The organism is Nocardioides sambongensis, from assembly GCF_006494815.1.
Taxonomy (GTDB): Bacteria; Actinomycetota; Actinomycetes; order Propionibacteriales; family Nocardioidaceae; genus Nocardioides; species Nocardioides sambongensis.
In genome coordinates this window covers 2,296,042-2,318,801 of record NZ_CP041091.1, presented here as the reverse complement: position 1 = coordinate 2,318,801, position 22,760 = coordinate 2,296,042, and the positions used below count along the sequence as shown (strand labels likewise).

Sequence of the window (22,760 nt, the reverse complement as noted above, 5' to 3'; positions counted from 1 at the left end):
GCCGGTGACCGTCGCCGACTTCTTGTCCGCGCTGGGGCGACGTTGGTACGTCGGCCTGGTCGTGGTGCTCATGTTGGGACTAGCAGGGCCAGTACTCCTGAAGCCGGCGGACACCTACTGGGGACGACTCACATTGGTCGTGTTGCCCCCCAAAGTGACCACCGGCACTTGGAACGTGCTGTTAGACCGGGCACCAGTCGCGGTGGCGTCCCTAAGCGTCATGGAGGTCAATCAGTCGCCTTTGGCGGTACACGCGGCGTCCTCGGACGCGACCCTAGTCGGGCTAGGGGTCACCGATGGAGTGCTCGTTCAAGTCCGCGCCACCGGTGGACAGTGGACACCGGCAGCTGGCAACGCGTACATCGATGTCGAAGCGGCAGGACCCTCGGTGGAGATTGTCGAGGCGAGGTTGGAGCGGGCTGTTGCGGACGTGCGGAGCGCTGTCGCCGAGCGTGAGGTCCAGTTTGAGGTCGCGCCCCGGAATCGGACCCTGATCGAGGAGTCATCCGGTGACGACACCTCGGTCGTTCTTGTACCGGTGAGTAGAAGCAGAGCGTTGGGCGGCATCGTCCTGCTGGGCGGACTCATCTTGGTGGGAGCGGTACTCCTGGCCGACCGGCGTATTGCGCCAGCGTGGCATCGCTTGCGTGAAGGGAGGGGCGCCAGGTGAAAGGCGGCCGTATCAGTTCGCAACGACGTGCAGAGCGAAAACGAGGGAAGTCATCGTACGACGTAAGTAGGAGGAACTGACTTGCAAGGTATCGTCGAGGTTCTGTGGCGCCGGCGCTGGTTCGCGCTCGCGGCGATAGTTCTGACCGTTGCTGGCGCAGTGGCACTGGGCCTCAGAGCGAGCCCGAGTTACAGCTACAGCTCAACTGTGTTGTTGCTACCGCCGGAGTTGTCCCGAGTTCAAGAGCCGGACACCGTCGACTACACGAAAGGAAACCCGCTCTTCTACCTTGGATCGCTCACCCAGTCGCGGGACATCCTCATCAACGGACTGAGCGCCCGGGACATCCAGTCCGACCTCGCGAAAGCGTATCCGACCACGGCTTTCGCCATTGAGCCGGATATTCTTTCGTCGACTCCGGTCGTGGTGATCACTGCAACGTCCTCGTCCGACGCCGAGGCGAGCGCCGCCGCAGCCCAGTTGACCGCTATGGTTCCGACCGAACTGGCGCAGCTCCAAGCCGGTTTGGGTGTTGAGGAGGACGCACAGATCACATCGCATGATGTGCTTGAGGACACCACTCCCGAAGTCAGTCACAAAGGACAGATCCGCCAGGCGCTGGTGGGTGGCGCGGGCCTTGCACTCCTCTTAATGCTGGCCATCGGAGCCATTGACGGTCTCCTTCGGGCTCGCGCTGCCCGCAGGTCGAACGCCGACGCTCCGGCTACTGAGGACGAAGCGGTCGTCGCCGAGCCGCGGGCGCCGATTGCCCTGCGGTTCGAGTCGGACGCCGCCGCCGCTGGTCCGCGGGCGGTTCCCTACCGACTGAATCGCCGCCGCTAAGCCGCCACTGACAGGAGATGCTGGTCGATGGTGACGGTGACGCAGAGCGGCTTCGACGGCACTCGCTTGTTGACCGCGTACTGGATTACCCTTCTAGTTGTCCCAGCGCCGATGGTCATCGGCGCACTCGGGCAGGTGGGCGGTCCATCGACCCTCATCGCGCTGACGTGCGCCCTGGCCTGGGGATGGGAGCAAATCAACCGCAGCGAGCCTGCTCCCACGTTGCCGAACATGGTACGAAATGCTGCTTTGGTCTTCCTGGCAGCGATCCTGGTGTCCTATGTGAACTCGGCATTGCTCCCGCTTCCGGGCGACGAAAGGAGCCCGGCCGACGGCGCATTGCTGAAGATGGTAGGCGCGGTCGGAGTCGTGTGCCTTCTTTGCGAAGGAATCCGTTCGATGAATCAGCTTTGGAAGCTCGTCGAACGCATTGTGCTCGGGATGGGCGCGGTCTCGGCTCTGGCAATGTTTCAGATGGCCACCGGGGAGGTGTGGGTGGACCGTATCTCCGTCCCGGGCCTATCTGCCGCCGAAGGTCTCAGTGTCATACAAAGAGGTGCGATCACCCGCCCCAGCGGCACCGCAACTCATCCAATTGAGTTCGCGGCCTTTCTCGCCATCGGAATGCCATTTGCGCTCGCTGTAGCAGCACGCGCGCGACATCATTCCTGGTTGTATCGAACGATTGCCGTGTTGGTGCCCCTTCAGTTGCTCTTAGTCGGGTCGCGAACTGCGATCGTGTGCGGAGCGGTCGCCTTCTTGGTGATGCTCGCCGCCTGGCGGGGGCGGACCAGGCTGCTGGCGCTCGGAGGCTCGGTGGTCATGATGGCGGTCTTGTTCGTCGCGATGCCTGGACTCGTCGGCACGATCAGAGGCCTGTTTGAGGGGGCATCTGGCGACCCGAGCGTGAAGTCGCGAACGAACAGCTATGTCATTGTCGGAGAATTCTGGTCACACCACCCCTGGTTTGGTCGCGGAGTCGGGACCTTCTTGCCGAAGTATTGGATTCTCGACAATCAGTACCTAAACCTCCTGATGGGTGCGGGGTTGGTCGGCGTGGTCGGGTTGCTGGCACTTGTCGCTGTCGCCAGCGCCGCTGCGGGACGTTCCGCACGGGTTTTCGACGACGCCCACGATCGAGTACTGGCCGTCGCTGCCCTCGCGGCGATAGTGGCCGGTGCCGTCTCGCTGGCGCTCTTCGACGCGTTCAGCTTTCCTCAGGCGGCCGGCCTCTTTTTCATGAGCATAGGTATCAGCGGCTGTCTCCAACGTCTATCGCGGCTGCAGTATGTGAAGTCGCTCACTGCACAGCCTGGCGAGCCAGCGCGGGCGCTGATCGGGTTGACATCGACGATGCCTCCCAACGTGGTGGGAAACACTATCCCGAGATTGGGAAAGGGGAGGCGTAGTGAGTGGTGCGCCCGGTAAGGCCGGTCCCAGTAGATCCGAGCCGCGAATGCGCGTGCTCGTGGTCGCGAACACCGAGTTCACTCCTCCTTACGTGGACGAGCGGGCAGCGCATATTCTGGCAGGCGCAGAACCGAGATCATGGATACATGGTGTTGATGCCGACTTGACGTTCCTCGATCAGCGGTTGCTAACAGGCCCGCCCCGCTTGATGCGCTCCTTCTATCGGCGACTGCCATTTCGGCTAGTTCAGGTTCTGGAGGCATACCGTGTAGGACCACGGTTCGACGTAGTGCTCTGTTGGAGCATTGCTGACGTGACCCTTGTCCTGGCGTCCTTGCTCAAAATCACGGGTCGCAAGGTGCCGATTGTCGCGTTGCTGACGAGGGTCTCCGAGGCGAAGAAGGCACGACTCTTGCGATTCAGTCACTCCCGAATTGCGCGCATCATTCTCCCGCCCGAGTCGCAGCGAGAATTTGCGATTTGCAAGCTTGGAGTGCCGCCTGGGAAGTTCGTAGATCTTCCGTGGACGGTTGACACCGAGTTCTGGCACTCGGAGGACTCGGCGGCGACGACGACGATTTCGGCGGCGGGGGGTGAAATGCGTGATTACGCTACTCTGATTCGGGCAATGGACGGTCTTGATATTCCCTGTCACATCGCAGGGAGCCTTGACCCGAATCGCCGTGACTGGTGGCGAGATGACAGCGACCGGGCACATGCGCTCCCGTCGAATGTGACGGTCCGCCCGATGTCCCCGGTCGAGTTGCGTGAACTGTACGAAAGATCTCGGTTCGTCGTATTGCCTCTGCAATCGACCGACAGTGACAACGGCATCACGTCGATGAATGAAGCCTGGTCAATGCAGCGTGGAGTGGTCTGTTCGCAGGTTGCTGGACAACGCAATGCGTTCACTCCTGGAGTCGAAGGCGTGTGGGTCCCCCCGGGGATGCTGATGCACTCCGAGAAGCGGTCCTAGCGTTGTGGAATGACGTCGAACGCGCCCGCGGTATGGGTCTAGCGGGCCGGCGTCTGGTGCTTGGACAGAAGCGAATCGAGGCATTCAGTGAAGGCGTGACCGCCGCGCTCCGAGATGTGGCCAACTCCGATTGACACCATTAGGAGTCACCGACTGCTCTGGATTCTGACCGGTTCGTACGTCCTGGGAGAAGGATAAGGACATGAGTATCTAGCATATTGGAGGTGCCGTGACAGCTGAGACTGACCGTGCCGGGTCGCGTCCGCGACACGATGAGGACTTTCAGATGAACAATACGACGGGTGGGTCATTCAACGGAGCGCGAGCGGAGTCGCGGAGGCACTCGGACGAACTGGTTGCTGCCATCGTCACCTACAACAGCGGAGAGTACCTCGAGCGCCTGACAACATCGATCCCCGAATGGGGTGGTCCGTTCCGAGTGCGTCCGCTCGTTGTCGACAACGCTTCGTCGGACGATACCGTTGCGGTCGCGCGGTCGCTCGGACTCGAGATCGTCGAGGCTGGCGGTAACTTTGGCTATTCCGCCGCGATCAACCTGGCCCGGTCGCGTGCGGTTGGCTCGTACCTGCTGGTGCTGAACCCAGACCTTTTCTTGGCCGAGGGAGCGATCGACCGCCTGGTGGCCGCATTCGATTCCGATGAGGTCGGGATCGCCATTCCGCGCCTCACCGACGGCGAGGGTGAGTGGTATCCGCACCTCAGGCGTGAGCCGTCCCTTTGGGGGGCGTTGGGAGACGCGGTCTTTGGCGCGAAATGGCCCGGTCGGCCGCAACTGCTGACGGACAGGTTGCTTCATGAGTCAGACTATCGACAGGACCGCGATGTAGCTTGGGGTGGTGGCGCGGCCTTGCTGATCTCTGCGGCCTGCAGCGAGGCGGTCGGTGAGTGGTCCGCGGATCGGTACTTCCTCTACGCCGAAGAGACCGATTACCAGCGACGAGCGCGAAACGCGGGATTCCGGGTCCGGTACGTGAGCGGAGCCCAGGTGGTGCACGAAGGTGGCGGTTCTGGCACCTCGCCGCAGCTACTCGCCTTGATGTCGGTCAACCGCATCAGATACTTCCGATCGTTCCACGGTCCGCTGCCGTCCGCGGCCTACAGGGGAGCGGTGGCTGTCGGGCACCTGCTGCGAGCGAGGAACCCTGACCACCGGGCAGCTCTGATGACGGTGTTGGACGCAGGACGGTGGTCGGACCTGCCTGGCCCCACGAAGAGCGAGCCCGAGTCCGCGCCTGCACCGGTGCGCACCGACGGACAGGAGCGGTCCGGCCCGGTGGCATCGCTGTGCCTGCACGGTGTCGGGGAACCGCAGCGCGCGCTTGAGGCGGGCGAGGAGCGGTTCTGGATCGAGGCGGAGGTGCTGACGGAGGTTCTCGACCTGGTGGTGCAGCACCCTGCCGAGGTCGAGCTGACCGTCGACGACTCCAACGCCTCGGACTTCGAGCACATACTCCCGGCGCTCCGTGAGCGCGGACTGAGCGCCACGTTCTTCGTCATCACCGACCGCATCGACACCCCTGGCTCCCTCAGCACGGCACAGATCCGGGAGCTCCACGACTCCGGGATGACGATCGGCACCCACGGCGCGACCCATCTCCCGTGGCGCGACCTTGGGCGGGAGGCCCTCGACGCGGAGCTGCGTGAGTCGATGGGACGGCTGACGGCGATCACCGGGGAACGGGTGCGGTATGCCGCCTGTCCCCGGGGCTCCTACGACCGAGGCGTGCTGGCGAGTCTGCGACGGTTCGGCATCGAGCGGGTCTACACCGTCGACGGAGGAGGAACCCGGGCGGCTGCGTGGGCACGATCGCGCTACACGATCACCCGGCACGACACCGCCGACACGATCCGCGCCTGGCTGGACCGACCGGCCGGCGATCTCCGGGAGCAGCTGACCCGGTCGGGGCGGAGCGCGGTGAAGAGATGGCGATGACCGACCGGAGGCCTCGGGTGCTGGTCGGTTTCGCCGAAGCGTTCGCCGCGGTCGAGACGGCCTGGTCGTTACAGCGGGCGGGGTTCCGGGTGGTGCTGCTGCACCGTGCTGGCAGCCGGTCGTCGAGTCGATTCCTGTGGGGCGTGGAGCGCGTCGAGGTGCCGGCGCCGGAGACCGACATCGGAGCCACCGTTTCCGCCATTCAGGCATACGTGGCCTCCGCACGCCCGGCGGCCTTCGTGCCGTTGGACGACGGGGCGCTTCTGGTCTCCACGCTGGTGACCTGGGGCGACACCACGATGGTCGGACCCGGCGCCGCCGGGGCTCGGTTCGCGCTGGACAAGGCGGCGCAGGTCGATCTCGCAGCCGAGGTCGGTCTCCCCGTACCGCCGTCCAAGGCCTACGACAGTGTCGGTGGCGTCGAGTCCATCACCGCACCCAGCATCATCAAGCCCGTGGATGCGGTCCGCGTTCAGGACGGACGACTTGAGCGACCGAACGGCCGTGTGGTGTCCGACGCAGCGGAGCTCTCCGCCGCCGAGGAGGCGATGCAACCGGGCCGAGTGCTGGTGCAGCCATTGGTGACCGGTGTCGGCGAGGGCATCTTCGGCTACTGCGACGAGGCAGGAGTTCAGCAGTGGTCGGCCCATCGTCGGGTGCGGATGGTCAACCCGCAGGGCTCGGCCTCATCCGCCTGCGAGTCGATCGAGCCGGACCGCGCCCTCCAGCCGATGATCACCGAGTTCCTCGCGCACGTGGGATGGCGAGGACTGTTCATGGTCGAGCTGCTCCGCGGGACCGACGGCGTCCCCTGGTTCATGGAGCTGAATGGGCGAGCCTGGGGCAGTCTGGCGCTGGCGCGTCGACGCGGGCTTGAGTATCCGGCGTGGGCCGTGGAGGCCGCGCTCGGACGACCGCAAATGCCGGCCCCGCCCGCGCATCCGCCGTACGTGCGAGCGCGACATCTCGGACGGGAAGCGCTGCACCTCGCCTTCGTCGTCCGGGGTCCACAGTCGGCTGCGTTCGCGGAGCGCTGGCCGCGCCCCTTGGTGACGAGCAAGCGGCTGCTCACGTTTCGACGTGGTGACCGTCTCTACAATTGGAACCTGCGACAGCCGTGGGTGTTGGTGGTCGACACTCTCGAAACACTGGCCGCCCAGTGGCGAGGAAGAAGGAGTCGATAGCGGATGCGTCTGGCAACGCACATCCACTCGACCTGGTCGGACGACGGCACGTGGGACCTTCGACGGATCCGGGACTGGCTGCGGCGGTTCGGGTACGACGGTGCGCTGGTGTGCGACCACGACCGGACGATGACCGAGGAGCGTTGGCGGTCGCTGGTAGCGGAGTGTCGCAAGCTCAGCGGCGACGGTTTCCTCATTGTGCCCGGGGTCGAATACCAGGATCCGGACCATGTGGTGCACCTTCCGGTGTTCGGGGATGTTCCGTTCCTCGGGCGCAGCCCGCGACCGCTGACAGTGCTGGCAGAGGCGGACGCGGCGGGGGCAGCCACGCTTTTCGCGCATCCGGCTCGCCGCGACGCCTGGCGGCGCTTCGACCCGGCGTGGGTGCCGCACCTGCACGGGGTGGAGGTATGGAGTCGGAAGTACGACGGGCTGACCCCGAACACGTGGGCTCTGGAGACGGCGCAGCGGTTCGGACTGGTCCCGGCCGTCTCGCTCGACTTCCACGGACCACGCCAGTTCTTCCCGATGTCGATCGTGGTCGACTCACCACCGGAGGAGCGGGCGGTCGTGGCTGCCCTCAGGACTCGTCAGGCCAGGGGAAGCGTCCTCGGTGTCACGCCCGACCACTTCGCCCGCGGGTGGCCGGCCAGGACTGCGTCGGGGCTGGAGCGGACCAGGCGCGCGGTCGCGCCGCGACTCCGGTGGATCGAGTCGAAGGTACGGCGCTCGGCCGACTGAGCCCTCGTGATCAGGTCCGACTTGCCAGCCGGAGTTTGACGCGATCGAGGGCGTCCCTGCCACCGACCTTGAGCACCGTCTCCTTGACGACACGGCGCGCCGACTCCCGCGCGGCCCGTTGCGGCTGCGCCACGAGACGGTCCCGCCAGACCATACCCGCGTCCGGTTCTGGAACATCGTCGATCAGACCACCGAACCGTCCTCGGTGACGCATAGGGGACACCAGTCGTCCCCGGACCCGGTTGCTCACGTTCTGGTCATGGATCACCTGGAGCCAGGCCGGCGGGCCGTCGACGGCTTCGGTCGGCATCCGCTGCGCAAGCAGGTTGTGCCACTCCGACCAGCAGGTCAGCGGGCTGGCGTCCCACCGCTCCCAGACAGAGCAGAAGGCGTTAACCGGGTCGTCGCGGAGATAGACGCCGTTGCTGCTCTTGATCAGGCCGTGCCGCATGTAGATCCCCATCCTCGGGAGGGTGGTCCGGACCTGCTGGAGACGCTCGACGAAGTCGACCGCCAGGCCGTCGTCGTTGTCGAGGTTCGTGGTGAGCAGGTGGCCGGCAGGCCGTCCCACCGCCAGTAGGAGATCAGCGGCAAGGTCCTCGTGGTCGACCCGCTCGCGAAAGATCGGGTGGACCCGGGAGTCGCTCGCAAGGGTCTCCATCTTAGCCTTCAGCCAGGCCGGACTCTGCGGGTCGAGGTAGATGATCCACCGGAAGTCCGGGCACGTCTGCAACGACATCAGGGACGGCACTGTGTAGCGCTCGAATAGCGCGATCCGTTCGGTCAGCCAGTCTTCGCGTGCGCGGATAAGGCTCTCGGCTCCTTCGCTCGGCAGGTTGAACCTGGTGAGGAACACATGGTCCAGATCGGTGCTCATGCTCGACCTCCCTCCGCGGCGACGCACCGCGAACTGTCGTCGCGTTCCCAGCGGGTTGCCGACCCCCACCGGTTGACGATGCGTCCGGCCACCGCGAAGGCCGCATAGATCCCTGCGTCCACGACGCCTCTCGGCGTTCGGACGCCTCCCAGCAGCTTGACGACCGTCCCGGATGCGGTCGAGCGGACGGGGCTGTCGTCGTCCGCTCGCTGCTCAGCGACACCACGGCTGCTCCTGCGCACGATGGCCAGCAGGCTTCGGCTGTCGCGCGGACCGAAGACAGTGACGGGCGGAGCGCCGGGCGCAGTCTTCTCCTCGTCGGCGAACAAGGAGTCGACGTACAGGTCGTCGGCAACGACGTCGGGGAAGTCGTCGAACCGGCTGCGCCCGTCGACGCCGAGTACGAAAGCTCCAGCCCCCCACAGCGGTGTGCGTTCCGTTGCGAGACGTGCTCGCGCCCGGTAGTAGGAGCGCACCGGCCAGGTCGCGCCGTCGAGATCGATGACGTATGGGGCGCGGACGGCCAACGGGCCACCGGGCGTTCGCACGGCATGGAACAGGGCGCCGAGCGTCTCCGACGGCACCGTGATGTCGGCATCGAGATACAGCCGTGGCCACGCGGTAGCGATCTGCTCCGCAGCATTGATCGCCGCGGACTTGGAGGGTCGGTCGAGTTCGATCACCTGGACGCCGCGGAACCTGCCGGCGATCTCAGCGGTGTCGTCGGTGCAACCGTTGCAGGCGATCACCACTTCGACTCCGCCGGTTTCGATCGCCGGCTGCAGAGCCCGCAACGTCCGGCCAATGACCGCAGCCTCGTTGTGTGCAGGGATCACCACGGAGCCAGGGCCTGCCGGCGGACTATCGATGCCCGTGAGTGCCGTGTACCCCGCGTCCTCCCAACGGGGAGTTCCCATCTGGCTGCCCGAGTGCAAACGGAGCTGACGGTAGGCCGGCGGCCCGTCCACCAGGTAGCGCCGTGCGAGGCGCCGCGGCTCCTTGGCCAACCGGTATGCCCACTCGACCCCGTGCCGCGACGCCCACGCAGGCGCCCGCTCGACCCGACCGGCGAGGAAGTCCACCACGGCGCCGAAGGCGAGGAGGACAGGGGCGCCACTCCTGGCTCCGTACTCGGTGATCCACAACTCCTGGCGGGGCTTGCCGAGGCAGACGACGAGGATGTCGACGCCTGACTCACGGATCTCGTCGGCGAGGTGCCCGGACCGGTCACGGTCGGCGAGATCTTCTCGCTCCGGGCTCCAACACCCGGCCAGCCGAAGGTGCGGGTGTGTGTGGGGGAGTTGACTGCGCAACATCGCGTGGGTCTCGGGAGCGCCCCCGACGAACCCGATTGACAGTCCATCAGCCGCGGCGCCACGGAGGATGCCTTCGATGATGTCGCTGCCTGCTAGGCGCGGCCACCGGCCACCGGTGAGCCGATTCGCCCGATGGACCAGAGGCGCACCATCTAGGAGCGTGAGCCACGAGACCGCTCCCGTTCTCTCGGCATGCTCCAGAACGCCGTCCCATCGGCTTCCTCTCCCGAAGTGATGGACGTGGTCCAGGTTGGCGGAGAGGACCCCGAGCGGCACCGGACCTGGGTGACGGGCCCCGTCGAGGATCGCATCGGTGGCCTCGCGCTCGATCGCGAGCTCGACACGTGAGCCTCCGAGGGACACGGCAGGGAACAACTCGCGTGCGGGGGATCGGACCGACGTGGCGTCGCGGGTCTCGACACGCGCTGTCGTCTGGGTGGTCACGTGAGTCTCCTCTGTAGCGGTCATGGCCGCACCACCGCGGGCGACCAGGCTTGTTCGATCAAGAGCTCGGGCTCCGCGTCGGCCTCCGTGTCGAGGGACCAGACGTCGGTGACCCCCGGTTCGTCCTCGCGGGCCAGCCCGTAGAGGAGCGTGTCGTCGTCGAGCCACGCGATCTGGTCATCGACATTGCGCTGTTCGCCCGCGAGCACCTCGCGCTCACCGGTGCTCAGGTCCAGCACTGTCGGCGTCCACCAGGTCTGTCCGTCGCGCTCGGTCGCCTCCTTGAAGGCGACCTTGGTGTGGTCGGGGGAGAGGGACGGGCACTCGACGTGGTCGGCGATCGAGGTCAGCGTGCGGTCGTCGAGGTCACCCTCGACGAGGTAGGTGTCACCGCCCGTGCCGACGGTGGCGTAGAAGGTGGTGTCGTCCGGCATGAAGGTGACGCCCCAGATGTTCCGATCGACCGGTGAGACCGTCTCGCCGTCGATCACCAGGGTGAACTTCTCGAGGTTGCCGAAGCCCTTGCCACCGACCGCGCGTATCTCGGTCGCGGTCGAGAAGCCGACCTGCATGTAGGAGTGGCCGCTCACGAAGGTCGTAGTCGACACGAGCGTGCCGTCGTCGGACAGGCGGGTTCGACTCGGGATGCCGGGCACCGCCACCTTCTGGAGTTCGTTCCACTCCGCGTCGTATTCGGTGAGGGAGTACTTGGTGACGACACCCCGCTCCGTGCGCAGGCACGCGCCGGTGGTGTCGGTGGCGTCGACGCGATCGCAGACCACATCGGTGAAGGCGCGGGCACCGCTCGGGTCGGACAGCGATACGGCCGCGACGACTCCGTATTCCTCGTCGATGCCGGTGTGCCGAAAGACGATCCGCGGCCCATAGGTGAGGTCCTCGTCGGCGGAGGCGACCGGGACCGACGGCGGCCGGTCGTGGTTGCGCCGGTAGTCGTTGGCGGCGGCAACGGCGTAGGCCGTGACGCCGGTGACGACCACGAAGACGAGGCCGGCGAACAGCACGATCCTGGATTTCTGGCTCACGGGGTCACCTCGGCCGCCCGATCGAGGCTCCGGATCGAACTGGAAGCGATGGGGAGGACAAGAGCCAGGACGACGCCGACGCCCAGGAGGGCGGCTTGTGCCCCGAGCAGGAACCAGAGCACGCCGAAGATCGCGGAGGAACCCATCCTGGCCACGGCCACGACCGTCTGGGCGGACGCGATCCCGCTGGCGCGCACCTCGGGCGCGACCAGACGACTCGCCAGTGCGGCGATGACCCCATCGGTCGCGGCGTAGAAGAGGCCCAGCAGGAAGAGGGAAGCCATTGTTGACGCGGCGAGATCGATTGGGGCGGCGACGATGACGTAGGCGCCCAGCAGGGCGAGGTGTCCGCCGATGAGAACCCTGGCTTTGCCCACCCGATCAGCAAGCCGGCCGATCGGGATGGCCAATGCCAGGAACGCGACATTGGTTCCGACATAGAGCAACGGGAACCAGTGGGCGGCGAACCCGCCACGATCGAGGAGCGCAAGGTAGATGAACCCATCGCCCACCGTCAGCAGCCCGAGTACGCCGGCGACCGCGAGCAGACGGGTCATTCCGGGCCGGGCGACCTGGCGCCAGTTGACCGACGAACGTATCGGCTTCGGCTCGGCCGTCCCTCGGTCCTCCACGAACAGACCGAGGAGAGCGACACCCAGCACGGCGAAGCCGAAGGACACGACCATGACCGTGAGGTAGCCGTCCGGGATCCACCACAGGATGGCGAAGGCGATCAGCGGTCCGAGTGCGGCGCCGGTCGTGTCCAGGGCGCGGTGCACGCCGAAGGCATAGCCGAGGTCCTCCTTCGCCGTGGCGGACGAGATCATCGCGTCGCGTGGCGCGGTCCGGATGCCCTTGCCGATGCGGTCCGCAGAGATCACCGCGGAGATGGCCGCCAGACCGGTGCTGAACAGGAGGAAGAAACGTGCCACCGTGGATGTCCCGTAGCCGAGCAGCGCCACCCACTTCGGATGCCCACCTCGATCGGCGGCCCAGCCGCCACCGATCCGGACCAGCGCGCTGACCCCTTGATAGAGGGTGTCGATGAAGCCGTAGGAGATCGATGACAGGCCCACGACGGCGGTCAGGTAGAGCGGCAGGATCGCGGCGACCGACTCCGAGGAGATGTCGGTGACCAGGCTGACGATCCCCAGCATGATGACCACCCGGGGCACGTGGCGCCGCTTGGTCGGTCCGGTTCGGACCTCGCTCCCCGGCCGGTCGCTCAGCGTCAGGTACACGAGTGGGTCACGCCCCTTCGACCAGCAGCGTGGCGTAGACCGAGTAGGTCCGCCCCGCTCCCGGGTCGAGGGTGACGACCACCGTGCTGCCATCGCGCTCGAATGCCGCCGACTCGGCACTGCCGACAGACAACGACTCACCTTCGGTGAATCCAGCGCTGCTCAACTTCTGCCGATAGAAGCGGAGGAGCGCATCCTCGCTGCGGCGACGCTGTCCCACCAGAGCGACCTGGACCCGGCCTTCTGAGGGCGACACGCTGCTGTTGACCACGGTCGAGCCTGGCGCGATGGGCAGCAGACCTTCTGGATACCCCTCAGCCAGCTTCCCGTCGGAGAACTGCGGCTCGTCGGCGAAGTCGGTGCGGTCAGGCAGTGGCGTGTCCCCGCCTCTCTCGCCACTACTCCTGTTGTCCAGGCCGGGTAGTCCCGCCGTCGTTTGAGCAGGATCCTCGGGCATCACCTCGACGCCACCGTTGCCGTCAGCCGAGTTGGCCGAACCGCCGCGACCCTCGCCTCCGTCCTCGGCGGGCGCGTCGAATTGGCGGTCCCCGGGCTCGGCGGCAGTCGACAACTCCCCGTCTGAGTTCACGTCAGGCGCCGCATCGGCGGAGGCGGCCGTCTCCACGCTGCTCCCGTCGGCGCTGCCCACGCGGGGTCCGATCTGTGTGCCCACCGCGACCGCGAGCACAGCGGCAAGCACGACCGCGATGACGAGCTTGCGACGTTCGGACATGCGCAGGGACTCCAGGCGCCAGGGAGGGCCCGTCTGGCCCCCGCTCTGACTACGAGACTGAGCGACTTTCCCCCCGCGCCCCGCGGCGACCGAAGGCAGTTACCCAAGCTTGGGGAGCGGCTCCGAAAGTCGTCTCCCAGACAATGACCCGAAGGCGGGCGAGGGGTCAGCGCGACTGCGCCGCACACGCAGAAGACCCCCGGTCCGCCTCTCGGCGACCCCGGGGGTCTTGCTCTGTACGCCATCAGGGACTCGAACCCCGAACCCGCTGATTAAGAGTCAGCTGCTCTGCCAATTGAGCTAATGGCGCATGCCTTCGAACCGTGCCGAACGCGAGATGAAACATTACCAGCGCGGGGCGCCCGGATGAAATCGGCGGGGCGACGCCTCGGACGGTCCGCACCCCGCCCGCACCCCGCCCGCACGCCCACGTGCGTGACCGTGGCCCGCCCGGGGTCGACACCGTCACCTCAGCGCCGTTCCAGGACCGCCTGCGCCGCGTTGTGACCGCCGAGACCGCTGACCGCGCCGCCGCGTCGGGCGCCCGACCCGCAGACCAGCACGCTGGCCAGGTCCGTCTGCACCCCCCAGCGCTCGGCGGGCGTCTCCAGGCGCGCGCGGGCGGGGCCCACGGCCACTCCAGATCCCCGTGGAAGATGTGTCCGCCGGGCATCGCCAGGTCCGCCTCGATGTCCTGGGGATCTTGGCCTCGATGCACGGTGTCCCGTCCGCGGTTCGCAGCACCACCTCGTCGATCGGCTCGACCAGGTGCTCGTCGAGGGCCGCGAGGGCCCGCCGCACCGCTTCGGCCCTGGTGGCCTCCGGGTCGGCGTCGAAGAGCGAGGCCGGGGTGTGCAGCCCGAAGTAGGTGAGGGTGTGCGTGCCCGCGGGCATGTCGCCGAGGATCGAGGGGTCGGTCAGGGAGTGGCAGTACACCTCGCCCGGCATCGGGTCGGGCAGTACGCCGGCGGCCGCCGCCGCATGCGCGGCCTCGACCTGGGTGAGGGTCTCGGCGAGGTGGAGCGTGCCGGCGAACGCCTCGGCCGGGTCGGCGCCCGAGCGCAGCCGCGGCAGACGCGACAGCAGCACGTTGATCTTGAGCTGCGCGCCCTCGGGCTTCACGACCTCGCCGGGGTCGCGCCCCAGCAGTCGGTGCAGCACCCAGGGCGCGACGTTGGAGAGCACGGTGCCGACGTCGATCCCGTGGTCGCCGTCGGGCCCGGCCCAGCGGACCACCGCACTGGGTGCGTCCGCCGTGGCCTCGACGGCGGTGACCTCGGCGCCGGTCAGGATCTCGGCCCCCGCGCTGCGGGCGGCCTTCTCCAGGGCGCCGGTCACCGCGCCCATGCCGCCGACGGGCACCCGCCACTCACCGTTGCCGTTCCCGATGAGGTGGTAGAGGAAGCACCGGTTCTGGACCAGCGACTCCTCGTGCAGGGAGGCGAAGGTGCCGATCAGTGCGTCGGTGCCGACGACCCCGCGTACCAGGTCGTCGCGGAAGCGCCGCTCGACGGCCTCGCCGAGCGGGCGCTCGACCACGTCGCGCCAGATCTCGGCGTCGACGACGGCGCGCAGGTCGTGCTCGGAGGGGAGCGGCCCGGTGAGCGTCGGTGCCACCTGGCCCGCCAGGTCGGCGACGCCTGCGTAGAAGGCCCGCCAGGCGTCGTACTCGGTGTCGTCGCCGGTCAGCTCGGCGAAGGACGCGCGGGTCCGCTCGCCCTCGTCGCGCTCCACCAGCAGGCCGCCCGCCACCCCGTCGCGCAGGTACGGCGAGTACGAGGCGGTACGACGCCGCGCCAGCGCGATGTCCAGGTCGAGGTCGCGGGTGATGGCGTCGGGGAGCAGGGAGACCAGGTAGGAGTAGCGGGAGAGCCGGGTGGGGAAGTCCGGGAAGGCCTGCGCCGAGATCGCGGCACCGCCGACCCGGTCGCGCCGCTCCAGCACCAGGACGGAGAGGCCGGCACGGGCGAGGTAGGCGGCGGCGGTCAGGCCGTTGTGGCCGCCACCCACCACCGCGACGTCGTAGGAGCTTCGCTGCGGGGAGGGGCTCATCCAGCGACCCTAGCGGCAGGGAATGGAGGACACCCCTAAGTGGTTGATCAGGCAACTACTTCTTCAGGGAGGTGGGCCTCATGCCCGCGATCACCGTCGACGACCTCACCACGCTCTCCCGCATCGGTTCGCCGGGGCTGGGCGACCAGCCGCGTCCGGTCCGGCAGATCACCACGGCTCCCCAGGGCTACGAGGGCGAGGGGTTCCCGGTCCGCCGCGCGTTCGCCGGGCTCGAGCTGCGCGACCTCGACCCGTTCATCATGATGGACCAGATGGGCGAGGTGGAGTATGCGCCGGGCGAGCCCAAGGGCACCCCCTGGCACCCGCACCGCGGCTTCGAGACCGTCACCTACATGATCGACGGCGTCTTCGACCACTCCGACAGCCACGGCGGGGGCGGCACGATCACGAACGGCGACACCCAGTGGATGACCGCCGGCGCCGGCCTGCTGCACATCGAGTCCCCGCCGGAGTGGCTGGTCCGGGCCGGTGGACTGTTCCACGGCATCCAGCTCTGGGTGAACCTGCCGCGCAGCGACAAGCTCACCGCCCCGCGCTATCAGGACATCCGGTCCGGGGAGGTCCGGCTGCTGACCTCGGCCGATGCCGGCGCCCTGGTCCGGGTGATCGCGGGGGACGTGGCCGGTCACGCCGGTCCGGGCTCGACGCACAGCCCGATGAGCCTGGTGCACCTCACCCTCGAGCCCGGTGCCCGGATCGACCTGCCCTGGGAGGTCGACTTCAACGCACTGGTCTACGTCCTGAACGGCGCCGGGAGCGTCGGCGTCGAGGGTCGACCGATCAGTGCCGGGCAGACCGCGCTGCTGGGCGCGGGAGACTACCTGACCGTCGCCGCGGATCTCGCGCAGGAGGCACGCTCGCCCCGGCTCGACGTGGTGGTGCTCGGCGGCCGCCCGATCCGCGAGCCGATCGCCTGGGCGGGACCGTTCGTGATGAACAGCAGGTCCGAGGTGCGCAGCGCCTACGAGGACTTCCAGAAGGGCCGGTTCGGCCACATCCCCGCCGGGTGACGCCCGCGACGAGGTCCGGCCGCTCGCCCTCGCCTCACCGGGGTCGGTCCTTGGCGAAGAAGGCCTCGGCGTACGGGTTGTCGTTGTACCGCTCGATCGGCCGGTAGCCGGAGCGCTCGTAGAGGGCGATCGCCTCGCCGAGCGTGCCGTTGGTGTCCAGCACCACCCGGTCCGAGCCGCGTTCCCAGGCGAGGGCCTCCAGGTGACGCAGCATCCGGGCGCCCAGGCCCGCCCCGCGCCAGTCGCCGTCGACCCACATCCGCTTGATCTCGGTGACCCCGGCCCCGCGCCCGGCTCCGGCCGCAGCCCGCCGTGGGCGACGACGGCGCCGTCGCTGATCGCCACCACCGAGACGCCGTCGGGCTCGGCGACCGGCCGGCCCGGGTCGAAGCCGCCGGGGAAGCGGTCGTCGAGCTCGGCGACGTAGCGCCGGGTCGCCGCGATCGCGCGCGGGTCGTCGGTGGGGACCTCGACCAGGTCCACCGTGGCGGCGCGCACCAACAGGTCGGCGGTGCCGAGCGCCGCGGCCAGGCGGGCGCGCTGGCGCGCGGTGAGCGGGGAGACCAGCGCCGCGGCACGCTCCTCGGAGCGGCGCTCGAGGTCGTCGTACGCGCTCGTGCCGGCGGGCGTGAGCCGTACGACGCGCACCCGGCGGTCGTCCGGATCCGGCTCGGTCCGCACCAGTCCGTCCGCCTCCAGCGTCCGGAGCAGCCGGGCGAGCTGGCCGGAGTCGAGGGCGAGCAGGTCGCGCAGGCCGCGCACGGTGCAGCCGCCGGCCACCCCGACCTCGTAGAGCACCCGCGAGGCGGCCAGCGGGCGACCGGTGCCCAGGAACGACTCCTCCAGGACCCCGATCCGCCGGGTGTAGGTGCGGTTGAAGCGGCGCAGGGTGGTCGTGGGGGTCTCGTCGGTCATATCTCTGACTTTAGTCAGAGATTGACCGCCGGTCGAACCGACCCCGCGCGGTGGCCGACCCGTGCCACGATGCCGGACATGGCTGTTGACCCCCGAGGCATCGACCTCAAACGCTTCCTCGACGACGATCCCGGCGGCCCCGTCGTGATGCTCAACCTGCTGCGCTTCGCCGAGGGCGGACGCCCGCTCTACGACGAGTACGGCGCCGCCGTGGCCGACACCTTCCTGCCGCGCGTCGGCGGGGAGATCCTCTACTCCGGGGACGGGCACCCGGCGCTGGTGGCCGAGTCCGGCCAGTCCTGGGACGCCGTCGTGCTGGTCCGGTATCCGTCGCGGGCGGCGTTCGCCCGGATGGTGGCCGACCCGGAGTACCAGGAGGTGACCGGGCTGCGTACGCGGGCGCTGGCCGAGGCCGTGCTGCAGCCCACCACGGCCTGGCACTGACGCGACGAGCCCCGGCCCGCTGTCGCGGACCGGGGCTCGTATCGGGTGGGGTGAGTAACGGGACTTGAACCCGCGACATCCGCGACCACAACGCGGCGCTCTACCAGCTGAGCTATACCCACCATGCCGCGTCCGGCGTCGAGCCGGAACAGCGGGAGAGAGTCTAGACGGATCGGTGGCCGATCGCTGAATCGGGGGCCCGGGAGCGGGGCTCACGGGCGGTTCAGGAGCCGGAGAGGCCGGTGATCGACCCGCCGTGCCGCTCGGCGGCCTCGCGCGCCGCCTCGGACTCGGGGCCGGGCAGCGGGACGAAGACGGTGTCGCGGTAGTAGCGCAGCTCCTCGATGCTCTCCTGGATGTCGGCCAGGGCGCGGTGGTTGCCCCGCTTGGTGGGCGCGTTGAAGTAGGCCTTCGGGTACCAGCGCCGGGAGAGCTCCTTGATCGAGGAGACGTCCACGATCCGGTAGTGCAGGAACGCGTCGAGCGTCGACATGTCGCGGGCCAGGAAGCCGCGGTCGGTGGCCACGGAGTTGCCGGCCAGCGGAGGACGGCTCTCCGCGGGGCAGTGCTCGCGCAGGTAGGTCATCACCTGCTCCTCGGCCTCCTCCAACGTCACCCCGCCGTCGAGCTCGTCGAGCAGGCCGGAGTTGGCGTGCATGTTGCGCACGAACTCGATCATCTGGTCCAGGGCCTCGGCGGGCGGCTTGATGATGATGTCGACGCCGTCGCCGAGCACGTTGAGGTCGAAGTCGGTCACCAGCGCCGCGACCTCGACCAGCGCGTCGGCGCCGAGGTCGAGTCCGGTCATCTCGCAGTCGATCCAGACGAGTCGTTCGTTCACGACCAGCCACCCTACGCGGTCGCCGCCGTGCCGATCGCTCTCAGTCGGCGTTCAGCCCCGACCACTACTCTCACTGCTGTGGAACGGGTGGGACGTGCGTGGCCGTGGGTCGGGCTGCTGGCGCGCCTGGTGACCGGCGGTGTCTGGCTGGTCGCGGGCGCGCTGAAGGTGACCACCCCCGAGGAGAGCATCAACGCGGTCCGCGCCTACCAGCTGCTGCCGCCCGCGGTCGCCGACCTGGTCGGCCTGGTGCTGCCCGCCCTGGAGATCGCGGTCGGGCTCGCCCTGATCCTCGGCGTGCTGACCCGGGCGGCCGCGCTGGTCTCGTCGGTCCTCTTCGTCGCGTTCATCGTCGGGATCGCCTCGGTCTGGGCCCGCGGCATCGAGATCGACTGCGGCTGCTTCGGCGGTGGGGGAGCCGAGGCGGGAGCGGCCGACGCGTACCCGTGGGAGATCGCCCGGGACGCCGCCCTGCTGGCGGCGTCGCTGCTGGTGCTCGTGCTGCGCCGCACGGCCCTCGCCCTCGACAACGTCCTCTTCCCCGACCACACCCACGACTCCCGCCCGAGACCGTGCTCGACACCACGTCGAGCTGATCGAAGAAGGAAAGCTGAACCGATGGCATCGACCTCCAAGAAGGCCGCTGAACGACAGGCGAAGGCCGCCGCCGCCCGCGCCGAGCAGAAGCGCCGCGAGCAGCGGCGCCGGGTGCTGACCATCGGTGGGGTGGTGCTGGCGATGGCGGTGATCGTCGGGGGCGCCATCTGGATCAGCGTCAGCAACACCGAGGAGGTCGACGCCGCCCCCGCCGGAGCCAGCGAGTTCGGCGTCACCATCGGCGAGGAGGACGCGCCGCACACCGTCGTCATCTACGAGGACTTCCTCTGCCCCTACTGCGGCGCCCTCGAGGGAGAGACCCGGGACGACCTCACCCAGCTCGCCGCCGACGGCAAGGTGTACGTCGAGTACCGGCCGTTCGACCTGCTCAGCGACAGCTTCGGCGACTACCCGATCCGGGCCGCCAACGCGTTCGCCGTGGTGCTGGACGCCGCCGGGGCCGAGGTCGCCAAGGAGTACCACGACCTGCTCTTCGAGAACCAGCCCTCCGAGCAGGACCCCGACGCGATGACCGACGACGACCTGGTCGACCTCGCGGTCGAGGCGGGCGCCGACGAGGCCGACGTGCGCGACGGCATCGAGGGTCTGACCGAGGAGCAGTGGGTCACCGACGCCACCGAGGAGGCGAAGAACGCCGGGGTCACCGGCACCCCCACCGTCCTGCTCGACGGCGAGCAGTTCACCGACGGTCGCACCGTCCAGGACCTGGCCGACAACCTGGTCGCCGAGCTCGAATGAGCACGGCCGACGGCCTCGGCGACTTCATCGCCGGCCTCCCGAAGGCGGAGCTGCACGTCCACCACGTCGGCTCCGCCTCGCCGGAGATGGTCGCCGAGCTCGCTGCCCGGCACCCGGGCACCGTGCCGACGGACCCGGTCGAGCTCGCCAGGTTCTTCGAGTTCCGGGACTTCGCGCACTTCATCGAGGTCTACCTCGCCGTCGTCGACCTGATCCGCACACCGGACGACATCCGGTTCCTGACCTACGAGGTGGCGCGCGAGCTCGCCGGCCCCCAGGCGGTGCGGTACGCCGAGCTCACCTGCACCCCCTACACCTCGGTGCGCCCGCACGAGGACGACAGGGGAATGCCGATCGAGGCCTACACCGAGGCGATCGAGGACGCCCGGGTGTCGGCCCAGCGTGACTTCGGGATCGAGCTGCGCTGGATCTACGACATCCCCGGCGAGGCCGGGCTGCCGGCGGCCGACGCCACCCTCGCCTACGCGCTCGACCACCGTCCCGACGGCCTGATCGGGTTCGGGCTGGGTGGACCCGAGATCGGGGTGCCGCGACCGCAGTTCGCCCCGCACTTCGCCCGGGCCGCGGCGGCCGGTCTGCACTCGGTGCCGCACGCCGGCGAGACCACCGGGCCGGAGACGGTCTGGTCCGCGCTGCGTGACCTCGGCGCCGAACGGATCGGGCACGGCACCACCGCGGTGCAGGACCCGGCCCTGCTGGCCCACCTCGCCGAGCAGCGGATCCCGCTGGAGGTGTGCCCGTCGTCCAACGTGGCCACCCGCGCCGTCGCCTCCCTGGCCGAGCACCCGCTGCAGGCGTTCGTCGACGCGGGCGTGGTGGTGACCGTCAACTCCGACGACCCGCCGATGTTCGGCACCACGCTCAACGCCGAGTACCGGATCGCGGCCGACCTGCTCGGACTCGACGCGCAGGGCGTCGCAGACCTGGCCACGGTCGCGGTCGACGTGTCGTTCGCGCCCGAGGACGTCAAGGCGCGGCTGCGCGCCGAGATCGCGGACCACGTCGCCGGCTGACCGGATCGGGGCGTGGCACGGCGCCCCCGGCAGGAGTCGAACCCGCAACCATCGGAGTAGAAATCCGCTGCGCTATCCATTGCGCCACGGGGGCCAGTGAGGCGAGAGTACCGCCGCGCGTCGCCCGCCCGACGGTCAGGCTCATCCAGGCTCAGCCGCGCAGCCGCCCCATCCACTCCTCGACGCCGGCGACGTCGCGGGGGAGGGCGGCCGAGAGGTTGCGGACCCCGTCCGCGGTGACCACGACGTCGTCCTCGATCCGGATGCCGATGCCGCGCAGCTCCTCGGGGACCAGCAGGTCGTCGGCCTGGAAGTAGAGGCCGGGCTCGACGGTCAGCACCATGTTCTCGGCGAGGATGCCGTCGCGGTAGGACTCGGGTGCGGCCTGGCCGCAGTCGTGGACGTCCATCCCGAGCATGTGGCTCACCCCGTGCAGCGTCCACCGGGCGTAGACCTTCGAGGACGGGTCGAGCGCCTCCTCGACCGGCACCGGCAGCAGGTCCAGGTCGGCCAGCCCGTGGGCCAGCACCTCCATCGCCGCGTCGTGGCCGGCCAGGAACGGCCGGCCGGGGGCCAGCGCTGCGATCGAGGCCTCCTGGGCGTCGTACACCAGGGTGTAGAGGTCGCGCTGGAGCGGTGTGAACGACCCCGACACCGGCATCGTGCGGGTCACGTCCGCGGTGTAGAGGTTGCGGTTCTCCACGCCCATGTCGCACAGGATCAGGTCGCCGGGACGCACCGGACCGGTGTTGTCGATCCAGTGCAGCGTGGTGGCGTGCGGGCCGCCGGCCACGATCGAGTCGTAGCCGATGTCGTTGCCCATCGCGCGGGCGCGGCGGAAGAAGGTGCCCTCCAGCCAGCGCTCGCCGTAGCGCAGCACCTGCTCCCACTCGCGGATGCCGTCCTCGAAGCCGAGCACGGTCGCGTCCACGGCCTCGCCGAGCTCGCCGAGCTCCCAGGCGTCCTTGACCAGGCGCATCTCGGAGACCACCCGGGCGAGCTCGCCGTCGCGGCCCGGGTCGGCGCCGACCAGGGCGTCCACGTCCGCGGAGACGCCGCGGTGCACCCGGGTCTTGCCCGGCCGGGCGAGGGCGTCGCTCAGCCCGGAGAGGTGCCGCACCGGCAGCCCGAGCGACGCCTCCAGCTCGCCGAGCGAGGGGCGCTCGCCGGCCCAGAGGGTGCCGTACTGCCGGTCGCGGAAGAACTCGTCGCTGTCCCGGCCCGAGCGCGGCCGGGCGTAGAGGACGGCCTCGCCGTCGGACTCGACCACCAGCACCGCGTCGGTGGTCTGGTTGCCGGTGAAGTAGGTGTGCGCGGTGTCCGGGCGGAACCGGTAGTCGGTGTCGTTGGCGCGGACCTTGTACGTCCCGCGGGCAGCACCAGCCGCTCGCCGGGGAACGTCGCCGCCAGGCGCGCACGACGATCGGCGGCGTACGGCGCGATCGGGTGCGGCTCGACCTCGTGCTCACGCTCGTCCCAGCCGGTGCGCATGAAGGCGGCGTAGGCGTCGGGCACCGCCGGGTCGTGGGACTCGGTGCGCGGCGACTCGGCAGCCTCCGGGGCGCTGCCGGTCGGGTCGGTCGGGTCGGCGGGTGTGATCTGCTGCTCCACGGTGCCCCAGCCTACGTCGCCGAAGCACGACTCAGAAGTCAGTG

Annotated in this window: 20 protein-coding genes, 3 tRNA genes and 2 pseudogenes; 11 read left to right on the top strand and 14 right to left on the bottom strand. The window is 68.9% G+C overall.

Annotation, left to right across the window (positions count from 1 at the left end):
• Positions 1-4 precede the first annotated feature (4 nt).
• The 7 genes from FIV43_RS10870 to FIV43_RS10840 all read left to right on the top strand — a co-directional run bounded on the left by FIV43_RS10870 (position 5) and on the right by FIV43_RS10840 (position 7,778).
• Positions 5-670 (top strand): hypothetical protein, encoded by a 666-nt coding sequence (locus FIV43_RS10870; RefSeq protein WP_141014142.1) that lies wholly within the window; start codon positions 5-7, stop codon positions 668-670.
• Positions 671-751: 81 nt separating this feature from the next.
• Positions 752-1,513 (top strand): Wzz/FepE/Etk N-terminal domain-containing protein, encoded by a 762-nt coding sequence (locus FIV43_RS10865; RefSeq protein ID WP_141014141.1) that lies wholly within the window; start codon positions 752-754, stop codon positions 1,511-1,513.
• A gap of 27 nt (positions 1,514-1,540) precedes the next feature.
• Positions 1,541-2,941 (top strand): O-antigen ligase family protein, encoded by a 1,401-nt coding sequence (locus tag FIV43_RS10860; protein ID WP_141014140.1) that lies wholly within the window; start codon positions 1,541-1,543, stop codon positions 2,939-2,941.
• Positions 2,942-3,236: 295 nt separating this feature from the next.
• Positions 3,237-3,899, top strand: coding sequence for a glycosyltransferase (locus FIV43_RS10855; RefSeq protein ID WP_141014139.1), 663 nt, complete (start codon positions 3,237-3,239; stop codon positions 3,897-3,899).
• 229 nt (positions 3,900-4,128) lie between these two features.
• Positions 4,129-5,853 (top strand): polysaccharide deacetylase family protein, encoded by a 1,725-nt coding sequence (locus FIV43_RS10850; protein WP_141014138.1) that lies wholly within the window; start codon positions 4,129-4,131, stop codon positions 5,851-5,853.
• Complete coding sequence (locus FIV43_RS10845) at positions 5,850-7,037, top strand: hypothetical protein (RefSeq protein ID WP_181407448.1); 1,188 nt, start codon at positions 5,850-5,852, stop codon at positions 7,035-7,037. Before FIV43_RS10850 ends, FIV43_RS10845 begins: the two co-directional genes overlap by 4 nt.
• Positions 7,038-7,040: 3 nt before the next feature.
• The gene (locus FIV43_RS10840; RefSeq protein ID WP_141014136.1) at positions 7,041-7,778 is read left to right on the top strand and encodes a PHP domain-containing protein; all 738 of its coding nucleotides are present in this window, start codon (positions 7,041-7,043) and stop codon (positions 7,776-7,778) included.
• Positions 7,779-7,788: 10 nt separating this feature from the next.
• Here FIV43_RS10840 and FIV43_RS10835 read toward each other — a convergent pair whose 3' ends face one another.
• The 7 genes from FIV43_RS10835 to FIV43_RS10805 all read right to left on the bottom strand — a co-directional run bounded on the left by FIV43_RS10835 (position 7,789) and on the right by FIV43_RS10805 (position 15,484).
• Entirely contained in the window at positions 7,789-8,655 is an 867-nt protein-coding gene (locus tag FIV43_RS10835; protein WP_141014135.1) for a glycosyltransferase, read from the bottom strand.
• A complete protein-coding gene (locus tag FIV43_RS21445) occupies positions 8,652-10,415 on the bottom strand; it encodes a WecB/TagA/CpsF family glycosyltransferase (protein ID WP_196780763.1) in 1,764 nt (587 codons plus the stop codon). The genes FIV43_RS10835 and FIV43_RS21445 overlap by 4 nt, the downstream gene beginning before the upstream one ends.
• Before the next feature lie 20 nt (positions 10,416-10,435).
• Positions 10,436-11,458, bottom strand: coding sequence for a TolB-like translocation protein (locus FIV43_RS10825; RefSeq protein ID WP_141014134.1), 1,023 nt, complete (start codon positions 11,456-11,458; stop codon positions 10,436-10,438).
• Positions 11,455-12,615 carry an MFS transporter gene (locus FIV43_RS10820; RefSeq protein ID WP_231123954.1) on the bottom strand — a complete coding sequence of 387 codons (1,161 nt, stop codon included), beginning with the start codon at positions 12,613-12,615 and terminating at the stop codon, positions 11,455-11,457. The genes FIV43_RS10825 and FIV43_RS10820 overlap by 4 nt, the downstream gene beginning before the upstream one ends.
• A gap of 91 nt (positions 12,616-12,706) precedes the next feature.
• The gene (locus FIV43_RS10815; RefSeq protein ID WP_141014132.1) at positions 12,707-13,432 is read right to left on the bottom strand and encodes a hypothetical protein; all 726 of its coding nucleotides are present in this window, start codon (positions 13,430-13,432) and stop codon (positions 12,707-12,709) included.
• 237 nt (positions 13,433-13,669) lie between these two features.
• Positions 13,670-13,742 (bottom strand) — tRNA-Lys (locus tag FIV43_RS10810).
• Positions 13,743-13,897: 155 nt separating this feature from the next.
• Entirely contained in the window at positions 13,898-15,484 is a 1,587-nt protein-coding gene (locus tag FIV43_RS10805; protein WP_331251020.1) for a phytoene desaturase family protein, read from the bottom strand.
• An 80-nt stretch (positions 15,485-15,564) separates the two neighbouring features.
• Between FIV43_RS10805 and FIV43_RS10800 the strand changes: the two genes are divergently transcribed.
• Positions 15,565-16,515, top strand: coding sequence for a pirin family protein (locus FIV43_RS10800; protein ID WP_141014131.1), 951 nt, complete (start codon positions 15,565-15,567; stop codon positions 16,513-16,515).
• Between the two features lie 34 nt (positions 16,516-16,549).
• Here the strand turns inward: FIV43_RS10800 and FIV43_RS22360 are convergent, their stop codons facing one another.
• Both FIV43_RS22360 and FIV43_RS23805 read right to left on the bottom strand, forming a co-directional pair.
• Positions 16,550-16,774 carry a GNAT family N-acetyltransferase gene (locus tag FIV43_RS22360; RefSeq protein WP_231122994.1) on the bottom strand — a complete coding sequence of 75 codons (225 nt, stop codon included), beginning with the start codon at positions 16,772-16,774 and terminating at the stop codon, positions 16,550-16,552.
• A gap of 419 nt (positions 16,775-17,193) precedes the next feature.
• Positions 17,194-17,430 (bottom strand): annotated as a pseudogene (locus FIV43_RS23805) (MarR family transcriptional regulator); the annotation flags it as partial.
• A gap of 69 nt (positions 17,431-17,499) precedes the next feature.
• Here FIV43_RS23805 and FIV43_RS23800 point away from each other — a divergent pair.
• Positions 17,500-17,874 (top strand): DUF1330 domain-containing protein, encoded by a 375-nt coding sequence (locus FIV43_RS23800; protein ID WP_407938896.1) that lies wholly within the window; start codon positions 17,500-17,502, stop codon positions 17,872-17,874.
• A gap of 46 nt (positions 17,875-17,920) precedes the next feature.
• On the opposite strand, the gene FIV43_RS10785 is transcribed toward FIV43_RS23800, so the two are convergent.
• Both FIV43_RS10785 and orn read right to left on the bottom strand, forming a co-directional pair.
• A tRNA-His gene (locus FIV43_RS10785) sits at positions 17,921-17,996 on the bottom strand.
• A 101-nt stretch (positions 17,997-18,097) separates the two neighbouring features.
• Positions 18,098-18,715 (bottom strand): oligoribonuclease, encoded by a 618-nt coding sequence (gene orn, locus FIV43_RS10780; RefSeq protein WP_141014129.1) that lies wholly within the window; start codon positions 18,713-18,715, stop codon positions 18,098-18,100.
• A 78-nt stretch (positions 18,716-18,793) separates the two neighbouring features.
• On the opposite strand from orn, the gene FIV43_RS22350 reads away from it, so the two are divergent.
• Complete coding sequence (locus FIV43_RS22350; protein ID WP_231122984.1) at positions 18,794-20,071, top strand: MauE/DoxX family redox-associated membrane protein; 1,278 nt, start codon at positions 18,794-18,796, stop codon at positions 20,069-20,071.
• A complete protein-coding gene (locus FIV43_RS10765; RefSeq protein ID WP_141014128.1) occupies positions 20,068-21,105 on the top strand; it encodes an adenosine deaminase in 1,038 nt (345 codons plus the stop codon). Before FIV43_RS22350 ends, FIV43_RS10765 begins: the two co-directional genes overlap by 4 nt.
• A gap of 21 nt (positions 21,106-21,126) precedes the next feature.
• On the opposite strand, the gene FIV43_RS10760 is transcribed toward FIV43_RS10765, so the two are convergent.
• The 3 genes and pseudogenes from FIV43_RS10760 to FIV43_RS22340 all read right to left on the bottom strand — a co-directional run.
• Positions 21,127-21,199: transfer RNA gene (locus FIV43_RS10760), tRNA-Arg, on the bottom strand.
• A 57-nt stretch (positions 21,200-21,256) separates the two neighbouring features.
• A complete protein-coding gene (locus tag FIV43_RS22345) occupies positions 21,257-22,084 on the bottom strand; it encodes a M24B family metallopeptidase (RefSeq protein WP_407938895.1) in 828 nt (275 codons plus the stop codon).
• A gap of 165 nt (positions 22,085-22,249) precedes the next feature.
• Positions 22,250-22,414: pseudogene (locus tag FIV43_RS22340) on the bottom strand (aminopeptidase P family protein); the annotation flags it as partial.
• Between the last annotated feature and the right edge of the window lie 346 nt (positions 22,415-22,760).

Bases quoted from the DNA above. Each gene is read 5' to 3' on its own strand.
- FIV43_RS10820 (WP_231123954.1), bottom strand. From the start codon at position 12,615: ATGCTGGGGATCGTCAGCCTGGTCACCGACATCTCCTCGGAGTCGGTC.
- FIV43_RS22345 (WP_407938895.1), bottom strand. From the start codon at position 22,084: ATGCGCCTGGTCAAGGACGCCTGGGAGCTCGGCGAGCTCGGCGAGGCC.
- FIV43_RS10805 (WP_331251020.1), bottom strand. From the start codon at position 15,484: ATGAGCCCCTCCCCGCAGCGAAGCTCCTACGACGTCGCGGTGGTGGGT.
- FIV43_RS10765 (WP_141014128.1), top strand. From the start codon at position 20,068: ATGAGCACGGCCGACGGCCTCGGCGACTTCATCGCCGGCCTCCCGAAG.
- FIV43_RS10860 (WP_141014140.1), top strand. From the start codon at position 1,541: ATGGTGACGGTGACGCAGAGCGGCTTCGACGGCACTCGCTTGTTGACC.
- FIV43_RS10815 (WP_141014132.1), bottom strand. From the start codon at position 13,432: ATGTCCGAACGTCGCAAGCTCGTCATCGCGGTCGTGCTTGCCGCTGTG.
- FIV43_RS10840 (WP_141014136.1), top strand. From the start codon at position 7,041: ATGCGTCTGGCAACGCACATCCACTCGACCTGGTCGGACGACGGCACG.
- FIV43_RS10845 (WP_181407448.1), top strand. From the start codon at position 5,850: ATGACCGACCGGAGGCCTCGGGTGCTGGTCGGTTTCGCCGAAGCGTTC.
- FIV43_RS22360 (WP_231122994.1), bottom strand. From the start codon at position 16,774: ATGTGGGTCGACGGCGACTGGCGCGGGGCGGGCCTGGGCGCCCGGATG.
- FIV43_RS10835 (WP_141014135.1), bottom strand. From the start codon at position 8,655: ATGAGCACCGATCTGGACCATGTGTTCCTCACCAGGTTCAACCTGCCG.
- FIV43_RS10800 (WP_141014131.1), top strand. From the start codon at position 15,565: ATGCCCGCGATCACCGTCGACGACCTCACCACGCTCTCCCGCATCGGT.
- FIV43_RS23800 (WP_407938896.1), top strand. From the start codon at position 17,500: ATGCCGGACATGGCTGTTGACCCCCGAGGCATCGACCTCAAACGCTTC.